Below are 21,756 nucleotides of genomic sequence, written 5' to 3' on the forward strand. Positions count from 1 at the left end.
ACGGCGGCGCGACGCTGGGAGCCTGACCGATGGCGATCTGGAAACGCGAAACCGATCTCGACGCGCTGAACGCTATCGGCGAGAACTCGCTGGTGGCGCATATCGGCATCCGCTTTACCGCGATCGGCGACGACTATCTGGAAGCGGTGATGCCGGTCGACGCGCGTACCCATCAGCCTTTCGGCCTGCTGCACGGCGGCGCGTCGGTGGTGCTGGCGGAGTCGATGGGATCGATCGCTGGCTACCTCTGCACCGAAGAGGGAAAAAGCGTGGTCGGCATTGAGGTGAACGCCAGCCACCACCGCTCAGTCTCCAGCGGCGAAGTGCGCGGCATCTGCCGTCCGCTGCATATCGGCTCACGCAATCAGGTGTGGCAGATAGAGATCCGCAACGCGCGCGGCCAGCTCTGCTGCTCGTCGCGTCTGACGGTGGCGGTGCTGGGATAAACAAAAAGGGACAGCTTTCGCTGTCCCTTTTTTTCCGGCATTAACGCTGGTAGATGATTTCGACGCCTTCGTCGTCATCTTCGTCCCAGTCGTCATCCCACTCTTCATCTTCTTCTTCAACCGCGCTTTCCATCGCTTCACGGTGGTAATCATCCCACATGAATTCGACTTTCTCGGGTTTCTTCTCTTCTTCTTCCGCTTCTTTCGGGTTGGCGTTGATGAAACTCATCACGTCCCAGCAGAGATCCTGAACGCCCTGGCGGCTTGCCGCAGAGATCAGGTAGTACTTCTCTTCCCAGCCCAGTGCCTCAGCAATCGCTTTGGCGCGCGCCTGCGCTTCCTCTTCGCTGATCAGGTCAACTTTGTTGAACACCAGCCAGCGCGGCTTGTTGAACAGCTTGTCGCTGTATTTTTCCAGCTCGCCGAGAATAATACGCGCGTTTTCCACCGGATCGGACTCGTCAATCGGCGCGATATCGATAAGGTGCAGCAGCACGCGGCAGCGCTCCAGGTGCTTCAGGAAGCGGATGCCGAGGCCAGCGCCTTCAGCAGCGCCTTCAATCAGGCCCGGGATATCGGCAACCACAAAGCTCTGCTCGCTGTCCATACGCACCACGCCCAGGCTCGGCACCAGCGTGGTAAACGGATAGTCCGCCACTTTTGGCTTAGCCGCCGATACGGCGCGGATAAAGGTCGATTTGCCGGCGTTCGGCAGGCCCAGCATGCCGACGTCGGCCAGCAGCATCAGCTCCAGCTGTAAATCGCGCTTCTCGCCCGGCGTACCCATGGTTTTCTGACGCGGAGTACGGTTTACCGAAGACTTAAAGCGGGTGTTGCCCAGCCCGTGCCAGCCGCCTTTGGCGACCATCAGCTTTTGCTCGTGGCGCGTCATGTCGCCCAGCGTTTCGCCGGTACCCTGATCGATCACGCGCGTGCCAACCGGCACCTTGACGATGATGTCCTGACCGCGCTTGCCGGTACAGTCCCGGCTCTGGCCGTTCTGACCGCGCTCGGCGCGGAAAGATTTTTCAAAGCGGTAGTCAATCAAGGTATTCAGGTTTTCGTCGGCAACCAGGTAAACGTCACCGCCGTCGCCGCCGTCGCCGCCGTCCGGGCCGCCTTTAGGAATATATTTCTCACGGCGGAAGCTGACGCAGCCATTGCCGCCATCGCCGGCAACCACCAGGATTGTCGCTTCATCAACAAACTTCATTTTATTTCTCCGTCACACAATCGTTCGCGCTCCTGAGAGAGCAGCGAACGGGTCCGCCAGGGTCTGTCTGCGCTGACCGGCGGCGGATAAATCAGGACTGATTTGCATCAGGCGTACATAAAGTGTACAGCAATACAGAACGACAGGTCGCAGAATGTAAAAAGCCCCGCAATGGCTGCGGGGCTTTTATTCGTGCGTTCAGACAGTCGCTGTCTGCGTCACGACAACCTTACTCAGCAACGATGCTGATGTATTTACGGTTGTTCGGACCTTTCACTTCGAATTTTACTTTGCCGTCTGCGGTAGCGAACAGAGTGTGGTCACGACCACAACCTACGTTGTTACCGGCGTGGAATTTAGTGCCACGCTGACGAACGATGATGCTACCTGCCAGAACAGATTCGCCACCGAAACGTTTTACACCCAGACGTTTTGCATTGGAGTCACGACCGTTACGAGTCGAGCCACCAGCCTTTTTATGTGCCATTTGTCAGATCTCCTCTTAAGCGCTGATGCCAGTAATTTTCACATCAGTGAACCACTGACGGTGGCCAGCCTGCTTACGGTAGTGCTTACGACGACGAAACTTAACGATTTTAACTTTCTCGCCACGACCGTGAGCAACGATTTCAGCCTTGATCACGCCGCCTGAAACCAGTGGCGCGCCGATTTTCACGTCTTCGCCATTTGCGATCATCAGCACCTGGTCAAACTCAATGGTTTCACCGGTTGCGATGTCCAGCTTTTCCAGGCGAACGGTCTGACCTTCGCTTACTCGGTGTTGTTTACCACCACTTTGGAAAACCGCGTACATATAAAACTCCGCTTCTGCGCATGCCTTTCGTTCATCAGGCGGCGCGATAAATATTCACAATAGGGCGCGAATTCTACGCAAAACTCCAGCAGAAGACAAGTGCACTTTGCACTCTCTTGCAGAAAAAAAACACAGGCCGATCGCAAACGTTTCTCATCCGGAAAATTCAAGTACAATCAGTAACAGATTACCTGAACTCAGGCTGGTTAAAGCACGTACCATGAGCCGTTGAAACGAGTCAAAGCTGAACAGACGAATGAACTTAGAACAAATTAATGAATTAACCGCACAGGATATGGCGGCCGTCAACCAGACCATCCTCGACCAGCTGAATTCCGAGGTCTCGCTGATTAATCAGCTGGGCTATTACATCATCAGCGGCGGCGGTAAGCGCATCCGCCCGATGATCGCCGTGCTCTCAGCACGCGCGCTGGGCTATCAGGGCGAACTGCACGTCACTAACGCGGCGCTGATCGAATTTATCCACACCGCGACGCTGCTGCATGACGACGTGGTGGATGAATCCGATATGCGTCGCGGCAAAGCCACCGCGAACGCGGCGTTCGGCAATGCGGCCAGCGTGCTGGTCGGCGATTTTATCTATACGCGCGCCTTCCAGATGATGACCAGCATGGGTTCGCTGCGTATCCTGGCGCTGATGTCCGAAGCGGTGAACGTGATCGCCGAAGGCGAAGTATTACAGCTGATGAACGTCAACGACCCTGACATCACCGAAGAGAGCTATATGCGCGTGATTTACAGCAAAACCGCGCGTTTGTTCGAGGCGGCGTCGCAGGCATCTGCCATTCTCGCCGAGGCGACTCCGGCGCAGGAACAAGCGATGCAGGATTACGGACGCTTCCTTGGCACAGCTTTCCAGTTAATCGACGATCTGCTCGACTACAGCGCCGACGGCGCCACGCTGGGTAAAAATACCGGCGACGATCTGAGCGAGGGCAAACCGACGCTGCCGCTGCTGCATGCGATGCATAACGGCACGCCGGAACAGACGAAAATGATCCGCGAGGCGATCGAACAGGGCAACGGCCGTCATCTTCTTGAACCGGTGCTGGCCGCGATGCACCAGTGCGGCTCGCTGGAGTGGACGCGCAAGCGCGCCGAACAGGAAGCGGATAAAGCGATTGAGGCGCTCAGCGCACTGCCGGAATCGCCCTGGCGCAGCGCGCTTGAATCGCTGGCGCATATGTCTGTACAGCGCGATTTCTGATATCCCCCGGAGCTGCCTGCGCAGCTCCGCTCTCTGATTTTCCTCTCCGCTTCGCCTTTTTCAGCAATACCTTCTGTCTGTTGCCGCGCTTTTGCGTGGTGACGCGCACTTCTCGGGACTGGTCCAAAAATTACTGGAAAGAAATGGAACGTTTCTGTTATAAAATTTCTATAAATTTCCAGATAAGAGAAACCGATAACGCCCCTGGCTATACAGGGAACAGACATGCAAGGAACAAGGAGAATGCGATATGCAAAAAAGGAATAAAGACTGGCATCCAGCCGATGTGATAGCCGCGCTGCGCAGACGCGGTACAACGCTGGCGGCATTATCACGCCAGGCAGGATTAAGTTCATCCACGCTGGCGAATGCCCTGTCGCGTCCATGGCCAAAAGGCGAATGGCTGATTGCCGACGCGATTAACGTCCATCCCGCTGAGATCTGGCCAAGCCGCTACTACGATCCGAAGACGCATCTGCTGCTGGATCGTAAAAAGCGTATTCGATCCCCTTCAGGGCATGAGAAGTGCAAGCAGGATCCCACCAGCACCTGAAGATCCTTCAGGCACAAAAAAACCAGCCGCGCGAACGTGGCTGGTTTCAGTAACGATAAAAGTCGCGATTACTCGCCGCTTACGCGCTCAATCTGAGCGCCCATCGCCTTCAGCTTGTCTTCGATGTGCTCATAGCCGCGATCGATATGGTAGATGCGATCCACCAGCGTCGTGCCTTCAGCGATGCAGCCCGCCAGCACCAGACTCGCCGATGCGCGCAGGTCGGTCGCCATTACCTGTGCGCCGGAGAGTTTTTCCACGCCGTGACAGATAGCGGTGTTGCTCTCGATCTCCGCGTGCGCGCCCATACGAATCAGCTCAGGAATATGCATAAAGCGGTTTTCGAAAATCGTTTCGGTGATCACGCCCGTCCCTTCCGCGACCAGGTTAAGCAGGGTGAACTGCGCCTGCATATCCGTCGGGAAGCCAGGGTGCGGCGCGGTACGCACGTTTACCGCTTTAGGGCGTTTGCCATGCATGTCCAGGCTGATCCAGTCATCGCCGGTTTCAATGCCGGCGCCCGCGTCGCGCAGTTTCGCCAGCACCGCGTCCAGCGTGTCCGGCTGGGTGTTGCGACACAGCACTTTACCGCCTGAGATCGCCGCCGCTACCAGGAAGGTGCCGGTTTCGATACGATCCGGCAGCACGCGGTAGACGCCGCCGCCCAGACGCTCAACGCCTTCAATGGTGATCTTATCGGTGCCTGCGCCGCTGATCTTCGCGCCCAGCGTAATCAGGAAGTTGGCGGTATCGACAATTTCCGGCTCGCGCGCTGCGTTCTCAATGATGGTGACGCCGGTCGCCAGCGTCGCGGCGCTCATGATGGTGACCGTCGCGCCGACGCTTACCTTATCCATCACGATATGCGCGCCTTTCAGACGGCCGTTGACAGAGGCCTTAACGTAGCCCTCTTCCAGCTTGATTTCCGCGCCCAGCTGCTCCAGACCCGTAATATGCAGATCGACCGGACGCGCGCCAATCGCGCAGCCGCCCGGCAGAGAAACCTGTCCCTGGCCAAAGCGCGCCACCAGCGGGCCCAGCGCCCAGATAGATGCGCGCATGGTTTTCACCAGCTCATACGGTGCGCAGTAAATATCGACTTTGCTGGCGTCAACGTGGACGGAACCGTTGCGCTCAACCTTCGCACCCAGCTGGCTCAGCAGCTTCATAGTGGTATCGATATCGCGCAGCTTCGGCACGTTCTGGATCTCGACCGGCTCTTCAGCCAGCAACGCAGCAAACAGAATCGGCAGCGCGGCATTTTTCGCCCCGGAAATGGTCACTTCACCACTCAGACGGGTGGGGCCTTGCACACGAAATTTGTCCATTAACACGGCTCTCAATTAACTAAAGACGGGTAGAGCTCGCCAGCGGCGAGCGCCCATGATGCAGGCTCAGAAACCGTTGAGTTTACGGTCACGCGCCCATTCAGCAGGGGTATAGGTTTTAATGGAGACGGCATGAATGCGGTTGTCGGCAATGTATTCCATCAGCGGCGCGTAAACGGCCTGCTGTTTCTTCACACGGCTCAGTTCGCCAAACATTTCACCTACGGCAATCACCTGAAAGTGGCTACCGTCGTTGCTCATCACATGCACTTCTTCCAGCGGCAGCGCTTTCATCAGCACAGCCTGAATTTCACTGTTTTCCATTGCTCATTACTTAAGTTGAAAATAATAAAGGGTAACATCTTAGAGGAAAGCGGCGGACTCTTAAACATGCAAAAGCCCCTGCGAAAAACAGGGGCTTAACAGAGCAGAAAAGCGATCAGCTGCTTTTTTCCGCAGAAACAATAATCTGCTGAAGATTGTAGAGAGTAATCAGCGACTGCAATTTTTCGCTGATGCCGCTAAAACGCGGCGTAATGCCCTGCGCACGCGCAATTTCCCGCAGATGAACCAGCAAAGCCAGACCGGCTGAATCGACGCGCGCCAGTCCCGAGACGTCAATAATCTCCGCTTTGTCGATCAGCGTGTCGCGCTGCTGCCACAGCGCCAGCAGCGTATCGCGGTTCAGTTCGCCGTACAGCGACAGCGTGCTGGCGTCACGCTGCCAGCGTAATGACTCATGCATCGTTACTGTTTATCCAGCGTAATCGGCTGCGCCGCGTAGGTTTTAAGCTGCGCGGTCAGGCCGTCGATGCCTTTGGTGCGCAGCAGGTCGCTCCACTCGTTCTGTTTGGTAGTGATCATGCTGACCCCTTCCGCCACCATATCGTAGGCCTGCCAGTTTCCAGTCTGGCTGTTCTTACGCCACTGGAAATCCAGACGTACCGGCGGGCGACCGTTGGGATCGAGAATGGTCACGCGAATCGCGATGATATTGGCGTTGCCCAGCGGCTGCTCCGGCTGGATCTGATAAGTCTGGCCGTGGTAGAGCGCCAGCGCCTGGCCATAAGCCTGCGCCAGATAATCGCCGAACGCGTTGAAATAGGCTTCACGCTGCGCCGGCGTCGCTTCCCGGTAGTAGCGGCCCAGCACTAACGCGCCGGCATACTTAATCTGAACGTATGGCAGCAGCTCCTGGCGCACCACGTCGCGCAGGTAGTTGGGGTTCTGCTTGATTTTCGGCTGCTCGTTTTTCAGGCGGGTGAAGGTTTTCGCCGCCGCTTCGTTCATCAGCTTATAGGGGTTGGTTTGATCGGCTGCATTCGCCGCAGCCAGCGGCGCGATGACCAGCATGGCAACCATCAGTAAACGCTTAAACATTAATTTTTACCTCTTAAGGTTGGGCCGGGGCCGCAGGCGCGCTGTCGGCGCTCTGCGGATCCTTGTTATTCGTGCCATTTTTATTGTCGCCGCCGCTCTTATACAGGAACTGACCAATCAGGTCTTCCAGCACGATAGCCGACTTGGTATCGCGGAGCGTATCGCCGTCTTTCAACATCGCCGAGCCCAGTTCGGGATCGTCGAAACCTAAATTCAATGCTAAAAACTGCTCGCCGAGTAAGCCTTGCGTGCGGATCGCCAGCGAGCTGGTGTCAGAGATCTTATTGGCGTACTCGTCGCTGATCGCCATAGTGACGCGCGGCAGCAGGGTTTTAGGTTCCAGGGAGATGTCGGTAACGCGGCCAATCACCACGCCGCCGATTTTGACCGGCGAGCTTACTTTCAGCCCGCCGATATTATCGAAGGTAGCATAGAGCCGCCAGGTCGGCTGCGTGCCGAGCGACTTAAGATCTGCTACGCGCAGGCAGAGAAACAGCATCGCCACCAGCGCCAGAAGCATAAACACGCCAACCCAAATTTCGCTTTTTTTGCTTTGCATTGCATTAGTTCCCAAACATCAGTGCTGTCAGCACAAAATCCAGACCGAGCACCGCCAGTGAGGCGTGCACCACGGTGCGCGTCGTCGCGCGGCTAATCCCTTCAGAGGTCGGAATCGCGTCGTAACCGTTAAACAGCGCGATCCAGGTGACCGTCACGGCAAAAACGGCGCTTTTGATAATGCAGTTGATTACGTCAGTGCGAAAATCGACCGCGTTTTGCATCGCCGACCAGAAAAAGCCGGGATCGATGCCCTTCCAGCTCACGCCTACCAGCGCGCCGCCTGCAATACCGACGGCGGTGAAGATCAGCGTCAGCAGCGGCATACTGATAAAGCCCGCCCAGAAGCGCGGCGAAACGACGCGACGCAGCGGATCCACCGCCATCATCTCCATGCTGGAGAGCTGCTCGGTCGCCTTCATCAGGCCAATCTCCGCCGTCAGTGCCGATCCGGCGCGGCCGGCGAACAGCAGCGCGGTGACCACCGGCCCCAGCTCGCGCAGCAGCGACAGCGCCACCAGCATGCCGAGACTGGTTTCCGCGCTGTAGGTTGTCAGCACCAGATAGCCTTGCAGCCCCAGCACCATGCCGATAAACAGCCCGGAAACCACGATGATCAGCAGCGACAAAACGCCGACGCTATAGAGCTGCCTGATTAGCAGCGGCGCGTGTTTACGAAAGGCAGGTTTGCCCACCAGCGCGTGAAACAGCATTAAGCCTGCCCGGCCAAAGGTGGAACAGGTATTAATTCCCCGACGTCCCAATGACGCCAGCGCCTTTAACAACATTGGCTTACATTCTCCCTGAGCCGATTAAATCGGCAAGATAGTCTCCGGCGGCAAACCGGAACGGGACAGGTCCGTCCGCAATCCCATCCAGAAACTGACGCACGCGCGGATCGGGGTTTTCCCGCAGCTCCGGCGTGCTGCCCTGAGCGATGATTTTCTGCCCGGCCACGATATAGGCCCTGTCGGCGATGCTGAGTACCTCAGGCACGTCGTGCGATACCACAATGCAGGTCAGACCCAGCGAGTGGTTCAGCTCGTCGATCAGCTTTACCAGCACGCCCATGGTAATGGGATCCTGGCCGACGAAAGGTTCGTCGAACATAATCAGCTCCGGCTCAAGCGCGATAGCGCGGGCCAGCGCCGCACGCCGCGCCATACCACCGGAAAGCTCTGCCGGTTTTAGCTGCGCCGCGCCGCGTAATCCCACCGCCTCCAGCTTCATCATCACCGTACTGTGCAGCAGCGGCGCAGGAAGCTGAGTATGCTCGCGCAGCGGCCAGGCCACGTTTTCATAGACGGTCAGATCGGTGAACAGCGCGCCGGACTGGAACAGCATGCTCATCTTTTTACGGGTTTCATAGAGTTTCGCGCGGGACAGCCGAGGAATGTTTTCGCCGCGAAACCAGATCTCGCCCCGATCGGGCTGTAACTGGCCGCCGATCAGGCGAAGCAGCGTAGTTTTACCTATGCCCGACGGTCCCATAATGGCCGTGACTTTTCCCTTTGGCACCGTCAACGAAATATCGTCAAAAATTGGACGATCGCCGCGTGAAAAACTGACGCCACGAACCTCAACCAGGTTCGTTTCCTGTTGGTCCATTATTACCTCTTCTGTGGAGCGGGCGTTATAAAGCGTACGATGGTAGCCTGTAACACGCCAGCACACGATAGCTTTACAGAAACTTACCGCCTTCATTTGGCTAAAGCGGGCATAAAATTTACTTTTGCCGCTCAGACGGTCAAAATCAGCGCCTGTTTATGATGACAGAACCTGAAACCTGCCGCACAAGACGTGCCGGCAACGCATTTCATCCAAGGATTTTCCATGTTCGTAGCCTCTGCCCTGCTGATCATCGGTTTGATTTTACTGGCTTATGGTGCCGATCGCCTGGTGTTTAGCGCCGCGATCCTGTGTCGATCCTTTGGTATCCCGCCGCTGATTATCGGCATGACGGTCGTCAGCATCGGCACGTCGCTGCCGGAGATGATCCTCTCTTTTTCAGCGGCGCAGCATGGTCAGATGGATCTCGCCGTAGGCACCGCGCTGGGCTCCAACATTACCAACATTCTACTGATACTCGGTGCCGCGGCGCTGCTGCACCCCCTGAACATATACTCCAATCTGGTACGACGCGAGCTACCGCTGATGCTGCTGGTCTCGCTACTCAGCGGTCTGATGCTGTTCGATAACTACCTGAGCCGCCTTGACGGTCTCGGCCTGATCGCTATCGCCATCGTCTATTTGCTGGTGGCGATCCGCTTTGCCCGCCGCGCCGAACGGGACAATAGCGACACCCTGACGCGCGAACAGCTTGCAGAACTGCCGCGTGAAGAGAGCGGCAATACGGTAGCCTTTCTCTGGCTGGCGGTCGCGCTGATTATTTTGCCGATGGCGACGCGCATGGTGATCGACAACGCTACCGCCTTTGCCGATTACTTCGGCGTCAGCGAACTGGTGATGGGCGGGACGCTCATTGCGGTAGGCACCAGCCTGCCGGAGCTGGCGACGGTGCTGGCGGGCGCGCTGAAGGGCGAAGATGATATCGCTATCGGCAATTTAATCGGCGCCAATATTTATAATATCGCCATCGTGCTGGGCTTACCGGCGCTGATAAACCCCGGCAGCGTCGATGAACACGCTTTTGCGCGCGATTACTGGGTGATGCTGGGAGTCAGCGTGCTGTTCGCCCTGCTCTGCCTGCAACGCAGCCGCCGCATCGGCCGCGTTGCGGGTGCGTTCTTACTCTGTGGTTTCATCGTCTGGGGCGCGCTTTTGTGGATTCAGCCCGCTTTCATCGACGGATAACAAAGGACCGATTTGCCATGTCAACTCAGCTTTCAATTGCGAATTTCGACTTTCAGACGGCGGGAAAAGCGGTACTGCGCATTGAGCGTGAAGGTCTGGAGCAGCTGGACCAGTATATTAACGACGATTTCACGCGCGCCTGTGAGATGATCTATCGCTGCCAGGGCAAAGTCGTCGTTATGGGCATGGGCAAATCGGGCCATATCGGCAAAAAGATGGCCGCTACCTTCGCCAGTACCGGCACGCCCGCTTTTTTCGTGCATCCCGGCGAAGCCAGCCACGGCGATCTCGGCATGGTCGGCCACAGTGATATTGTGCTCGCCATCTCCAACAGCGGCGAGTCCAATGAGATTCTGGCGCTGATCCCGGTGCTGAAGCGGCAGCATGTGAAGCTTATCTGCCTTACCAGCCGCCCCGACAGCGCGATGGGCCGCGTCGCGGACGTGCACCTGTGTGTGAAAGTGCCTCAGGAAGCCTGCCCGCTCGGACTCGCGCCTACCAGCAGCACCACTGCGACGCTGGTAATGGGCGACGCGCTGGCGGTCGCGCTGCTGGAAGCGCGCGGCTTTACCGCAGAAGATTTCGCGCTGTCGCATCCGGGCGGCGCGCTGGGACGCAAGCTGCTGCTGCACGTCAGCGACATTATGCACAGCGGTGACGAGATCCCGCACGTCACGCGCGACGCCTCGCTGCGCGACGCGCTGCTGGAGATCACGCGTAAAAATTTAGGGCTGACGGTAATTGTCGACGATCTGATGAAGATCGAAGGCATCTTTACCGACGGCGACCTGCGCCGCATCTTCGATATGGGCATCGACTTCCAGAAGGCCACTATTTCGGAAGTCATGACGCGCGGCGGCATTCGGGTTCGTCCCAATATGCTGGCGGTAGAAGCGCTGAACCTGATGCAAAACAAAAACATTACCGCACTGCTGGTGGCCGATGACGATCGTCTGCTCGGTGTGGTACATATGCATGACATGCTGCGCGCCGGCGTAGTCTGAACAGGAAATGAGAATGTCGGTAAATACTTCCCTGGTGGAAACCTGCTACGGCCCGGTCAGCGCGGAGGTGATGGCGCGCGCCAGCCAGATCCGGCTGCTGATTTGCGACGTCGACGGCGTGATGTCGGACGGCGTGATCTATATGGGTAATAATGGCGAAGAGCTGAAGGCCTTTAACGTGCGCGACGGCTACGGCGTCCGCTGTTTGCTAACCTCTGATATAGAGGTAGCGATTATTACCGGGCGCAATGCGCGCCTGATGGAGGATCGCTGCAAAACTTTAGGCATTCGTCATCTTTACCAGGGACAGTCCGATAAGCTTTTGGCCTATCGCGAACTTCTGGATAAACTGTCGCTTTCCGACGAACAGGTCGCCTATATCGGCGATGACCTTATTGACTGGCCGGTGATGGCCCGCGTAGGGCTGAGCGTGGCGGTAGCGGATGCGCATCCGGTATTGCTGCCGCGCGCCCATTACGTCACGCGCATTGCGGGCGGACGCGGCGCAGTGCGCGAACTGTGCGACCTGATTTTAATGGCGCAGAACAAATTTGAGGATGCCAAAGGGCAATCAGTATGAGTAAAAGCAGGCGTTGGATAACGCTGATTCTGGCCTTGATTGCGCTGGTGCTGATCGGCTGGAACCTGACCAGCCAGGATGACAATAGCGCGCCGGTCGCCGCCAACGATCAGGAACCGACCTATACCAGCGCGAATTCGAATACCGTGGTCTACAACCCGCAAGGGGCGCTGGCCTACAAACTGGTGTCGGAAAAAGTAACCTATTTCTCGGCGGATGAGGTGAGCTGGTTCGACAAGCCGGTCATGACCACCTACGACGAAAATAAGGTGCCAACCTGGTCTGTGCGCGCCGATAAAGCCAAATTAACGAAAGATCGTATGCTGTATCTGTATGGCCATGTCGAGGTGAACACCCTGACGCAGGATTCGCAGCTTCAGCGCATCAAAACTGACAACGCGCAGGTCAACCTCGTCTCGCAGGATGTGACGTCCGACGATCAGGTAACCTTATTCGGGCGCGGTTTTAACTCTACCGGCATGAAGATGCGCGGAAATTTACGGACGAAAAACGCCGAGTTGATTGAAAAGGTCAAAACTTATTATGAAATCCAAAATGCACAACAACAGCCTTAAGTTTTTCCTGGTCGGCGCGCTGCTGGCGGCCAGTTTGCCCGCGCTGGCGGTGACCGGCGACTCGGACAAACCCGTCAACATCGATTCCGAGAATCAGGCGCTCGATCTGCAAGGCAATGTGGCGACCTTTACCGGCAACGTCATCGTGACCCAGGGAACGATCAAAATCACCGCTGACAAAGTGGTGGTGACGCGTCCCGGCGGCGACAGCAACAAAACCATCGTCGATGCCTACGGCAATCCCGCTACCTTCTATCAGATGCAGGACAGCGGCAAGCCGGTTCAGGGCCACGCCGCCAAACTGCACTATGAGCTGGCAAAAGATTTCGTTGAGCTGACCGGCAACGCCTACATTGAGCAGCAGGACAGCAATATTAAAGGCGACCGCATTACCTATCTGGTCAAAGAGCAGAAAATGCAGGCCTACAGCCAGGGCCAGAGCAAACGCGTCACCACTGTGCTGGTGCCGTCGCAGCTGCAGGACAAGAACGCTAACAGCCCGAAAAAGAGTAACTGATCGCTATGGCCACATTAATCGCAGAAAACCTGGCGAAGGCCTATAAAGGCCGTCGCGTGGTGGAAGATGTCAGCCTGCAGGTGAAATCCGGCGAGATCGTCGGCCTGCTCGGCCCTAACGGCGCGGGTAAGACCACCACCTTCTATATGGTCGTCGGCATCGTGCCGCGCGACGCTGGCCGCATCGTGATCGACCAGGACGATATCAGCATTCTGCCGCTGCACGCGCGCGCGCGTCGCGGTATCGGCTATCTACCGCAGGAAGCGTCGATTTTCCGCCGCCTGAGCGTCTATGACAACCTGATGGCGGTGCTGCAAATCCGCGACGATCTTACCGAAGAGCAGCGCCAGGATCGCGCCAACGAGCTGATGGATGAGTTTCATATCGCCCATCTGCGCGACAGCATGGGTCAGGCGCTGTCGGGCGGCGAACGCCGCCGCGTAGAAATCGCTCGCGCGCTGGCTGCTAATCCTAAATTTATCCTGCTTGATGAGCCTTTTGCCGGCGTCGATCCCATCTCGGTTATCGACATCAAAAAGATTATCGAGCACCTGCGCGACAGCGGCCTCGGCGTACTGATTACCGACCATAACGTGCGTGAAACCCTGGCGGTTTGCGAACGCGCTTATATCGTCAGCCAGGGGCGTCTTATCGCCCACGGCACGCCCAATGAAATTCTTGCAGATGAGCAGGTTAAACGGGTTTATTTGGGCGAAGAGTTCAGACTCTGATAAGGTGTCGTTAATACGATGTTTGCTTAGGAAATTTCGTCCTGAATATGAAGCAAGGTTTGCAACTCAGGTTCAGCCAACAGCTGGCAATGACTCCGCAGTTGCAGCAGGCAATCCGGCTGCTGCAGCTCTCTACGCTTGAGCTGCAGCAAGAGCTGCAGCTGGCGCTGGAGAGCAATCCGTTGCTGGAACAGGCTGAAGTGCATGAAGAGATCGACAGCCGCGACTATCAGGAAGATGAGGTGCTGGACACGCGCGAGGCGCTTGAACAGAAAGAGATGCCGGACGATCTGCCGCTCGACGCCACCTGGGACGAAATGTACACCGCAGGCACGCCTTCCGGCACCGGCACTGATTATCAGGATGACGAACTGCCGATCTATCAGGGTGAGACAACGCAGTCGCTACAGGATTACCTGATGTGGCAGGTGGATCTCACCCCTTTCACCGATACCGATCGCGCTATTGCCACCTCGATCGTCGATGCTATCGACGATACCGGATACCTTACCGTTTCGCTTGACGAGATCCTCGACAGCATGGGCAATGACGAGCTGGCGCTGGATGAGGTCGAGGCGGTGCTGAAGCGTATCCAGCGCTTCGATCCGGTGGGCGTAGGCGCGCGCGATCTGCGCGACTGCCTGCTGGTGCAGCTTTCTCAGTTCGCGCCGACCACGCCGATGCTGGCCGAAGCGCGCCTGATTGTCAGCAACCACCTCGATCTGCTGGCTAATCACGATTTCCGCAGCCTGATGCGCGTAACCCGTTTCAAAGAAGATGTGCTGAAAGAGGCGATGCTGCTGATCCAGTCGCTGGATCCGCGCCCTGGCCAGTCGGTACAGACCGGCGAGCCGGAATATGTCATTCCCGACGTGCTGGTACGCAAGATCGGCACGCGCTGGACGGTAGAACTGAATGCCGACAGCGTGCCGCGACTGAAGATCAATCAACACTATGCCGCTATGGGCGGCGCCGCGCGTAACGACAGCGACAGCCAGTTTATCCGCAGCAATCTGCAAGAGGCGCGATGGCTGATTAAAAGCCTGGAAAGCCGCAACGATACGCTGCTGAAAGTGACGCGCTGCATCGTTGAGCAGCAGCAGGCTTTTTTCGAACAGGGCGAAGAGTTTATGCGTCCGATGGTGCTGGCGGATATCGCGCAGGCCGTGGATATGCATGAATCCACTATTTCGCGCGTGACCACGCAGAAATATCTGCACAGCCCGCGCGGCATTTTTGAACTTAAATATTTTTTCTCCAGCCACGTCAATACCGAAGGCGGTGGCGAAGCCTCCTCTACGGCTATTCGCGCGCTGGTGAAAAAATTAATCTCGGCGGAGAATCCCGCTAAACCCTTGAGTGACAGTAAGCTTACCTCCATGTTATCTGAACAAGGCATCATGGTGGCGCGCCGAACCGTCGCTAAATATCGCGAGTCTTTATCTATCCCGCCCTCCAACCAGCGTAAACAGCTGGTTTGACAGAAATGAGAAGGAAGACCTATGCAGCTAAACCTCACTGGGCAAAATGTTGAAATCACCGAAGCGCTGCGTGAATTCATCAGCAGTAAATTTGCCAAACTGGAACACTATTTCGATCGTATCAATCAGGTTTATATTGTTCTGAAAGTGGAAAAGGTCACTCAGGTTGCGGAAGCGACTTTGCATGTCAACGGCGGCGAGCTGCACGCCACGGCGGAAGCGGAAGATATGTATGCGGCGCTTGACGGGCTGGTCGATAAACTCGCCCGTCAGCTAACCCGGCATAAAGACAAACTGAAAAAACACTAACCTTCACGCTTGCAGAGCGCGCGCCGCGCGCTCAGGGCGGTCTGGATGGGGCGGATTTACCGCCCCGTTTTGCCATCTGTGCAAGCGCCACGGGATACCGCGCGGCTGTTAAGCGCGGCAGGCTCGCGGCTCTGTGAACTCGCAAGTGAAACGACAATGAACAACGATCTGACACTGGAACTGAGCACCGTGCTGACGCCGGACTGTACGCGCAACGGCGTACACTGCCAGAGTAAAAAGCGCGCGCTGGAAATTATCAGCGAACTGGCAGCGAAGCAGCTTAATCTGCCGCATCAAACGCTGTTTGAAGCGATCCTGACCCGTGAACGCATGGGCAGTACCGGCATCGGCAACGGTATCGCTATTCCACACGGCAAGCTGGAAGAGGATACGCTGCGCGCCGTAGGCGTCTTTATCAGCCTTGACCAGCCTATCGCATTCGACGCGGTGGACAACCAGCCGGTCGATCTGCTGTTTGCGCTGCTGGTGCCCGCGGACCAGTGCAAAACTCACTTGCACACCCTGTCTCTGGTCGCGAAACGTCTGGCTGACAAGACCGTGTGTCGCCGCCTGCGCGCAGCGCAAAGCGATGAAGAACTCTACGCCATTATTACAGAAGCTCCAGAGGAGCAGTAACGCGCGCTGCGCTTTTACCGGCGTGCGCGCCGGTTTAAAACGGGAGAGAAGGTCATGGTGCTGATGATCGTTAGCGGTCGGTCAGGCTCAGGAAAATCGGTGGCGCTACGCGCGCTTGAAGATATGGGTTTCTACTGCGTCGATAACCTGCCCGTGGTGCTGTTGCCCGAGCTGGCGAACTCGCTGGTAGAGCGTAATATTTCGGCTGCCGTCAGCATCGACGTGCGCAACATGCCGGAGTCGCCGGAAATTTTTGAAACTGCGCTGAATAATCTGCCGGACGCCTTTTCACCGCAGCTGCTGTTTCTGGACGCCGATCGCAATACGCTGATCCGCCGCTACAGCGATACGCGCCGCCTGCATCCGCTCTCCAGTAAGAACCTGTCGCTGGAAAGCGCTATCGACGAAGAGAACGATTTGCTGGAGCCGCTGCGCTCACGGGCCGATTTAATTATCGATACGTCTGAGATGTCGGTTCACGAGCTGGCGGAGATGCTGCGCACGCGGCTGCTGGGCAAGCGCGAACGCGAGCTGACGATGGTATTTGAGTCGTTTGGCTTCAAGCATGGCATCCCTATCGATGCCGACTACGTTTTCGACGTGCGCTTTCTGCCTAACCCGCACTGGGATCCCAAGCTGCGTCCGATGACCGGCCTCGATCGCCCCGTCGCGGCGTTTCTCGATCGCCATACCGAAGTGCACAATTTTATCTACCAGACGCGTAGCTACCTTGAGCTGTGGCTGCCGATGCTGGAAACCAACAACCGCAGCTATCTGACCGTCGCTATCGGCTGTACGGGCGGTAAACACCGTTCGGTTTATATCGCCGAGCAGCTGGCGGACTACTTCCGCTCACGCGGCAAAAATGTACAGTCGCGCCATCGCACGCTGGAAAAACGCAAATCATGACCGTCAAACAAACTGTAGAAATTAAAAACAGGCTGGGCATGCATGCGCGTCCGGCCATGAAGCTGTTTGAACTGGTGCAGAGCTTTGACGCTGAGGTTCTGCTGCGTAACGAGTCCGGGACCGAGGCGGAGGCCAGCAGCGTTATCGCGCTGCTGATGCTCGACTCGGCAAAGGGCGGGCATATTGAAATCGAAGCCAGCGGCCCGGAAGAACAGCAGGCGCTGGCTGCCGTTATCGAACTTTTCGAGGCTGGTTTCGACGAAGACTAATCGCTAGCTAAGGTGGTTACGCAGCAGGAAGCCTTCACCGCCCAGCTGGCGCATCTGACGCATAATCCACTGCTGACGCTGGCGTATGTAGCCTGAAGGCGCATCGGCGCGAAAGCGGATGGGGTTAGGCAGCACAGCCGCCAGCAGCGCGGCTTCGGCTATCGTCAGGCGGCTGGCCGGTTTATGAAAATAACGCTGCGCCGCCGCTTCTACGCCAAAGGTTCCCTGCCCAAACTCGGCGATATTCAGATAAACCGTCAGAATGCGCCGTTTCGTCCAGACGGTTTCAATGCCCACTGTTAATCCCGCTTCCAGCCCTTTTCTCACCCAGCTGCGTCCATCCCAGAGAAAGAGATTCTTCGCCGTTTGCTGCGACAGCGTTGAAGCGCCGCGCATGCGTTCGCTTTCGCTGCCCAGCGCCGTTTCAATTGCACCGACGTCAAAGCCCCAGTGCTCTGGGAATTTCTGGTCTTCCGAGGCGATGACCGCCAGCGCCATCCAGGGGGAGATCTCGTCGTGCCCCACCCAGTCGGAATGCGCGACGTAATGAAAATCGCCGCGCAGCCAGGCACCAACCTGCCGTTCCGCCATCACCGCTGAAAAGGGTACGGGCAGGAAGGCAAACAGGGCAATCCCAGCCGCCCAGATACCGAGGATAACGACGACAGCGTCGATGCCGGCTCGTTTAATACGGCGCCAGCGGCTCCCTTTATTCTTGCTCATGCAATGTTCTCTTACCTGTTCCCTGCATTAATCAATTACCGACGTGATAAAAGTCCCGTCTTGGTCAAAATCGCTGAAGAAGCGCAATAAAATGCGTTTTTTTTATCCTTAACAGCGACATTTTACTACCAGAATCTCAAAACAGATCGAATGACATCAAGCACTTCCGTTAAAAAGGAATCGGTTCCATACGCCCTAATCGCTTATCGGTTTTCACGCTCTATACTTAATCATTTGTGATAAGGATGATTTCGAATCATTCACCTTTCTAAACTATGCTCTTTAGCGCACTGTTCTGCATTTCACCATTTGACTATGATGGTTACACAATATACAGCTTCGGACTGCTAATTTGATCTTTCTGGTGGGGTCAATAGCGTTCGCTTTCCCGGCCTAACCCCTGTAAAGCAGTACGACTTAAATCAAATCTGGAACTTTACAGGCGTGCTTTCCAAAACGTTTTGGATAAAGCGAGGTAAATACCCTGTTATCCCATAAATTTCATTGCCTTACATTGATAAAAAGTGTCCGTTGCCAGTCAGACGCTTTTTCTCTTGCCTGAGGCCATGCTCCGTTCGTTCTGGCAAACAAAAACCGCACAAAAAATAGTACAATTGATCAAAATAAGCGCAATGCAACGCAGAAACTAATTCCTTACTTGACTGTGTTGCCAAATTAATGTTTTCTGTATTTAAACGCTGCTCAACATCACACATTTTAATGAATCTTTCCCTGGTCATTGATGAATTTGCTAAGGTGATGACAGACGTTAACCAATACCACGCTGCTGCACTTTAACTCCTCTAAGTATAGCAACAGCGCCTTTTTCCCTGGTGTTGGCGCAGTATTCGCGCACCCCGGTCTTCGACTGGGGTCATTTTTTTTTAAGACCCTGACTTTTCTCTTTCCGCTACCCAGTCGCGCAGCACCTGAACGTCATGACGCCACTCCTGTTTTAGCTCTTCGATCCATTCGCCTACGTTGTCCCACCATGCCGGCAGTTCCGGGCTCTGAATCTGCCTGGCCACCTGCTGTAGATGCTGTAACCCAACCGATCCCGCCGCGCCTTTGATTTTGTGTCCCTCCTCCGCAATGCCTTTCTGATCGCGCGCCATCAGATTTGAATCCAGCACCTCCAGATAGCCAGGCATCATCTGTTCAAACATCGTCAGGCTCTGCGTAATCAGGCCAGGGCCTACCAGCTCGATATATTGTTCCAGCATCGGCACATCAAGCAGCGTGCGCGTCTTGCTATCGCTTTCGGGGCGTTCAGCCTCACTCTCTTCGCTCTGATGATCCCAGAACTTTTTAATCATGGCGGTCAGCGCCGGTACGGATAGCGGCTTGCTGAGCACGTCATCCATACCGGCGTCCAGATACTCTTTCTTGTCCTTGAGCACGTTGGCGGTCAGTGCCACCAGCGGCGGCAGGCTGGCACCAGGGTAGCGCTGATGGATAGCGCGCGAAACGTCGAGACCGGTCATATCCGGCAGCTGGATATCCAGCAGGGCGAGATCGAACTCCAGCGGGTCGAACATCTCCAGCGCGGCCTGGCCTGTCATCGCGACTTCAACGCTACAGCCCAGCTTCTCCAGCACCGAGCGCGCCACGATCACGTTCAGCTCGATATCTTCTACCAGCAAGACGTGCAGCGCCGGCAGCGGCATGCTGTCGTCTCTGTCATCATCCTCCACCTCTTCCGCCACGCGCGGCGCTTTAATCAGTACGGTAAAACAGGAGCCCTGCCCCGGCGCGCTGCGCACGCTGATATCGCCGCCCATTGCCTGCGCCAGCCGACGCGATACCGCCAGTCCAATGCCGGTGCCGGTCGCCGGTTTGCCGCCGTGTTGATCTTTCACCTGATAGTACATGGCGAAAATCTTGTCCTGCTCCTCCTGCGGAATCCCCTGCCCGGAGTCCTCAACCTCAAAGCGCAGCGTTTCGTTCTGCTCATAGGCGACGCGCACTACGATCTCCCCATGCTGGGTGAACTTCACTGCGTTGCCGATAAGGTTCCACAGGATCTGACGCAGGCGCGTGCCGTCAGCGCAAATCTTATGCGGCAGCGGCAGGTTCGGCGCCATAACGAACTTCAGCCCCTTCGGCTGCGCCAGCAGCCCGGAGAGGTTCTCCAGATCCGCGAGGAAGCCGGTGAAGTCGAGCGGCTGGTTATCCAGCTGCACCTTGCGGCGCTCAATCTTGTCCACCTCAATGACGTCGTTGAAGATATTGCCGAGCGTAATAGCGGAAACGTGGATGGTTTTGAGGTACTTCAACTGCTCCTGATTGAGATCGGTATCAAGCAGAATACGGCTCAGGCCGACAATGCCGTTAAGCGGCGTACGCAGCTCGTGGCTGATAGTTGAGATAAAGGTGGTTTTCTCCCGGCTGGCGTTCTCCAGCGCGTCCTGATAGCGCTTACGCTCGGTTATATCGCGGCCAAAGCCCATCAGCCCGCTGCGTTTGCCAACGCGGTCGTAGTAAGGCACTTTGCGGATTTCAAAACAGGCTTTGCGCCCGTCAGGGTATTGCAGCCACTGTTCGTAGGTAAGCGAGACGTTATGACGGAAAACCTTCTCATCCGTCTCCAGCACCTTACTGGCGGCGTCCTCATCGTAAATATCGCGCGGCGTCAGCCCAATCAGCTGCTTTTCGCTTTTTCCGGTCAGCAGCTCCATAGCGCGGTTACAGCCGGAAAACTGCTTGTCGATGTTGCGGTAGAACACCAGATCGGGGGAGGCGTCGAGGAAAGAGCGCAGAAACGAAGATTGCTGTTCCAGCTCGATCTGCGCCTGTTCGCGGCGGGCCATCTCTTCGCGCAGCTTATCCATCACCTGCTCGCGCGCCTGCTCCGCTTTAATACGATCGTTAATTTCCTGGTTGAGCTGCGTGATGGTCTCTTTCATCTGCTGGTTTAGCTCTAAATCGCGGGTGCGCATCTCCTCCAGCTTATCTACCAGCCGCGACAGACGCTGGCGCGACTCTTCCAGCTGATCGACCACCACGGAGAGAAAGTAGACCGCCCAGGGCGTAATCAGCAGCCCGAAGAAAACCGAGCGCACGACGTCGATGCTCTCGACATGCCCGCGCAGCACCATGGTCACCGCCATCTGCACAACCATCGCCAGCACCACCAGCGCCGACGCCAGCAACAACGAAAAACGCACCAGTCCCAGCTTAACCATTAAATCAACGTAATACTGCGCCAGCAGGCGAATCTGTTTCATACGAACTCCCTGGAAAAGAACAGGCTCATCATAGCGTAATTACCCTGCGGTTGGCGCGACGATGCGCAGGAAAGCGCGCGTTATGCCCCGTTATGGTGCATCTGACGCCACGATCGGCGACGATGCCTGCGCAGACGCTAAATCACTTGACTAATTGTGCCAACCGAATAATCTGGAGGGCCGCCTGTTTACCGGCGATTGTGATCTAAGTCTTTCATTTCTCTTTGCCGACAGCGTTCTGTTGTCCCGGCACCTCTTTATTTTTTTGAATAGAAATTCATTTTAACTGCGTGGATAATCGAACCTGCTTTGATTAATTTTACTTATGGCGACCCCGCATTTGATTCAAATATGCCGTTATAAGAAAAACAGATACATGATGTGCGGGTAATCTGCTATGTAGCAGATTCTGCTGTCAAACCCCTTCAAGCCAGCACGCTAAAGGGATATGACCGCTTCAT

At 56.3% G+C, this 21,756-nt stretch carries 26 protein-coding genes; 14 read left to right on the forward strand and 12 right to left on the reverse strand.

Annotated elements, in window-relative coordinates; genetic code table 11:
- The first annotated feature begins 29 nt into the window (after positions 1-29).
- Entirely contained in the window at positions 30-446 is a 417-nt protein-coding gene (locus B3797_RS05215; protein ID WP_096072476.1) for a hotdog fold thioesterase, read from the forward strand.
- Between the two features lie 40 nt (positions 447-486).
- On the opposite strand, the gene cgtA is transcribed toward B3797_RS05215, so the two are convergent.
- The 3 genes from cgtA to rplU all read right to left on the reverse strand — a co-directional run bounded on the left by cgtA (position 487) and on the right by rplU (position 2,473).
- Positions 487-1,659 (reverse strand): Obg family GTPase CgtA, encoded by a 1,173-nt coding sequence (gene cgtA, locus B3797_RS05220; RefSeq protein WP_120455378.1) that lies wholly within the window; start codon positions 1,657-1,659, stop codon positions 487-489.
- Positions 1,660-1,888: 229 nt separating this feature from the next.
- Positions 1,889-2,146: a 50S ribosomal protein L27 gene (gene rpmA / locus B3797_RS05225; protein WP_006121751.1), complete on the reverse strand. Its 258-nt coding sequence runs from the start codon at positions 2,144-2,146 to the stop codon at positions 1,889-1,891.
- A 15-nt stretch (positions 2,147-2,161) separates the two neighbouring features.
- Positions 2,162-2,473, reverse strand: a complete 312-nt coding sequence (rplU, locus tag B3797_RS05230; protein WP_033749281.1) for a 50S ribosomal protein L21 — start codon at positions 2,471-2,473, stop codon at positions 2,162-2,164.
- A gap of 256 nt (positions 2,474-2,729) precedes the next feature.
- Here rplU and ispB point away from each other — a divergent pair, with 256 nt between their 5' ends.
- Both ispB and B3797_RS05240 read left to right on the forward strand, forming a co-directional pair.
- Positions 2,730-3,701, forward strand: coding sequence for an octaprenyl diphosphate synthase (ispB, locus tag B3797_RS05235; protein ID WP_311783236.1), 972 nt, complete (start codon positions 2,730-2,732; stop codon positions 3,699-3,701).
- 250 nt (positions 3,702-3,951) lie between these two features.
- Positions 3,952-4,254, forward strand: a complete 303-nt coding sequence (locus tag B3797_RS05240) for a helix-turn-helix domain-containing protein (RefSeq protein ID WP_120455374.1) — start codon at positions 3,952-3,954, stop codon at positions 4,252-4,254.
- Between the two features lie 68 nt (positions 4,255-4,322).
- Here B3797_RS05240 and murA read toward each other — a convergent pair whose 3' ends face one another.
- The 7 genes from murA to mlaF form a co-directional block, all read right to left on the reverse strand.
- Entirely contained in the window at positions 4,323-5,582 is a 1,260-nt protein-coding gene (murA, locus tag B3797_RS05245) for a UDP-N-acetylglucosamine 1-carboxyvinyltransferase (RefSeq protein ID WP_311790579.1), read from the reverse strand.
- Between the two features lie 66 nt (positions 5,583-5,648).
- Positions 5,649-5,906, reverse strand: a complete 258-nt coding sequence (gene ibaG / locus B3797_RS05250) for a BolA family iron metabolism protein IbaG (protein ID WP_120455370.1) — start codon at positions 5,904-5,906, stop codon at positions 5,649-5,651.
- Between the two features lie 115 nt (positions 5,907-6,021).
- The gene (gene mlaB / locus B3797_RS05255; RefSeq protein WP_311783237.1) at positions 6,022-6,327 is read right to left on the reverse strand and encodes a lipid asymmetry maintenance protein MlaB; all 306 of its coding nucleotides are present in this window, start codon (positions 6,325-6,327) and stop codon (positions 6,022-6,024) included.
- A 2-nt stretch (positions 6,328-6,329) separates the two neighbouring features.
- Positions 6,330-6,962, reverse strand: a complete 633-nt coding sequence (gene mlaC, locus B3797_RS05260; protein ID WP_311783238.1) for a phospholipid-binding protein MlaC — start codon at positions 6,960-6,962, stop codon at positions 6,330-6,332.
- Between the two features lie 13 nt (positions 6,963-6,975).
- Positions 6,976-7,521: an outer membrane lipid asymmetry maintenance protein MlaD gene (gene mlaD, locus B3797_RS05265; RefSeq protein ID WP_311790580.1), complete on the reverse strand. Its 546-nt coding sequence runs from the start codon at positions 7,519-7,521 to the stop codon at positions 6,976-6,978.
- 4 nt (positions 7,522-7,525) lie between these two features.
- Entirely contained in the window at positions 7,526-8,308 is a 783-nt protein-coding gene (mlaE, locus tag B3797_RS05270) for a lipid asymmetry maintenance ABC transporter permease subunit MlaE (protein WP_311783239.1), read from the reverse strand.
- A gap of 4 nt (positions 8,309-8,312) precedes the next feature.
- Positions 8,313-9,128 (reverse strand): phospholipid ABC transporter ATP-binding protein MlaF, encoded by an 816-nt coding sequence (mlaF, locus tag B3797_RS05275; protein ID WP_311783240.1) that lies wholly within the window; start codon positions 9,126-9,128, stop codon positions 8,313-8,315.
- A 225-nt stretch (positions 9,129-9,353) separates the two neighbouring features.
- Between mlaF and B3797_RS05280 the strand changes: the two genes are divergently transcribed.
- The 11 genes from B3797_RS05280 (at position 9,354) to npr (ending at position 17,345) form a co-directional block, all read left to right on the forward strand.
- Positions 9,354-10,334 (forward strand): calcium/sodium antiporter, encoded by a 981-nt coding sequence (locus B3797_RS05280; protein WP_311783241.1) that lies wholly within the window; start codon positions 9,354-9,356, stop codon positions 10,332-10,334.
- Positions 10,335-10,351: 17 nt separating this feature from the next.
- Entirely contained in the window at positions 10,352-11,338 is a 987-nt protein-coding gene (kdsD, locus tag B3797_RS05285; RefSeq protein ID WP_311783242.1) for an arabinose-5-phosphate isomerase KdsD, read from the forward strand.
- A 13-nt stretch (positions 11,339-11,351) separates the two neighbouring features.
- On the forward strand, positions 11,352-11,918 hold the full coding sequence (gene kdsC / locus B3797_RS05290; RefSeq protein WP_311783243.1) for a 3-deoxy-manno-octulosonate-8-phosphatase KdsC: 567 nt from the start codon (positions 11,352-11,354) through the stop codon (positions 11,916-11,918).
- On the forward strand, positions 11,915-12,493 hold the full coding sequence (lptC, locus tag B3797_RS05295; RefSeq protein ID WP_120455353.1) for an LPS export ABC transporter periplasmic protein LptC: 579 nt from the start codon (positions 11,915-11,917) through the stop codon (positions 12,491-12,493). Before kdsC ends, lptC begins: the two co-directional genes overlap by 4 nt.
- Positions 12,462-13,010 (forward strand): lipopolysaccharide ABC transporter substrate-binding protein LptA, encoded by a 549-nt coding sequence (gene lptA, locus B3797_RS05300; RefSeq protein WP_120455351.1) that lies wholly within the window; start codon positions 12,462-12,464, stop codon positions 13,008-13,010. The genes lptC and lptA overlap by 32 nt, the downstream gene beginning before the upstream one ends.
- Positions 13,011-13,015: 5 nt before the next feature.
- A complete protein-coding gene (lptB, locus tag B3797_RS05305) occupies positions 13,016-13,741 on the forward strand; it encodes an LPS export ABC transporter ATP-binding protein (protein WP_311783244.1) in 726 nt (241 codons plus the stop codon).
- A 47-nt stretch (positions 13,742-13,788) separates the two neighbouring features.
- Positions 13,789-15,222: an RNA polymerase factor sigma-54 gene (gene rpoN, locus B3797_RS05310; RefSeq protein WP_311783245.1), complete on the forward strand. Its 1,434-nt coding sequence runs from the start codon at positions 13,789-13,791 to the stop codon at positions 15,220-15,222.
- Between the two features lie 21 nt (positions 15,223-15,243).
- On the forward strand, positions 15,244-15,531 hold the full coding sequence (gene hpf / locus B3797_RS05315; protein ID WP_311783246.1) for a ribosome hibernation promoting factor: 288 nt from the start codon (positions 15,244-15,246) through the stop codon (positions 15,529-15,531).
- A gap of 156 nt (positions 15,532-15,687) precedes the next feature.
- Positions 15,688-16,167 (forward strand): PTS IIA-like nitrogen regulatory protein PtsN, encoded by a 480-nt coding sequence (gene ptsN, locus B3797_RS05320; protein ID WP_120455344.1) that lies wholly within the window; start codon positions 15,688-15,690, stop codon positions 16,165-16,167.
- 54 nt (positions 16,168-16,221) lie between these two features.
- A complete protein-coding gene (gene rapZ, locus B3797_RS05325; protein ID WP_311783247.1) occupies positions 16,222-17,076 on the forward strand; it encodes an RNase adapter RapZ in 855 nt (284 codons plus the stop codon).
- Positions 17,073-17,345: a PTS phosphocarrier protein NPr gene (npr, locus tag B3797_RS05330; protein ID WP_311783248.1), complete on the forward strand. Its 273-nt coding sequence runs from the start codon at positions 17,073-17,075 to the stop codon at positions 17,343-17,345. Before rapZ ends, npr begins: the two co-directional genes overlap by 4 nt.
- A gap of 3 nt (positions 17,346-17,348) precedes the next feature.
- Here the strand turns inward: npr and mtgA are convergent, their stop codons facing one another.
- Together mtgA and arcB are read right to left on the reverse strand one after the other, a co-directional pair.
- On the reverse strand, positions 17,349-18,068 hold the full coding sequence (mtgA, locus tag B3797_RS05335; protein WP_311790581.1) for a monofunctional biosynthetic peptidoglycan transglycosylase: 720 nt from the start codon (positions 18,066-18,068) through the stop codon (positions 17,349-17,351).
- An 884-nt stretch (positions 18,069-18,952) separates the two neighbouring features.
- Positions 18,953-21,295 carry an aerobic respiration two-component sensor histidine kinase ArcB gene (gene arcB / locus B3797_RS05340; RefSeq protein ID WP_311783250.1) on the reverse strand — a complete coding sequence of 781 codons (2,343 nt, stop codon included), beginning with the start codon at positions 21,293-21,295 and terminating at the stop codon, positions 18,953-18,955.
- Between the last annotated feature and the right edge of the window lie 461 nt (positions 21,296-21,756).

The sequence above is a fragment of the Pantoea sp. UBA5923 genome (assembly GCF_002431095.1).
Classification (GTDB): Bacteria; Pseudomonadota; Gammaproteobacteria; order Enterobacterales; family Enterobacteriaceae; genus Pantoea; species Pantoea piersonii.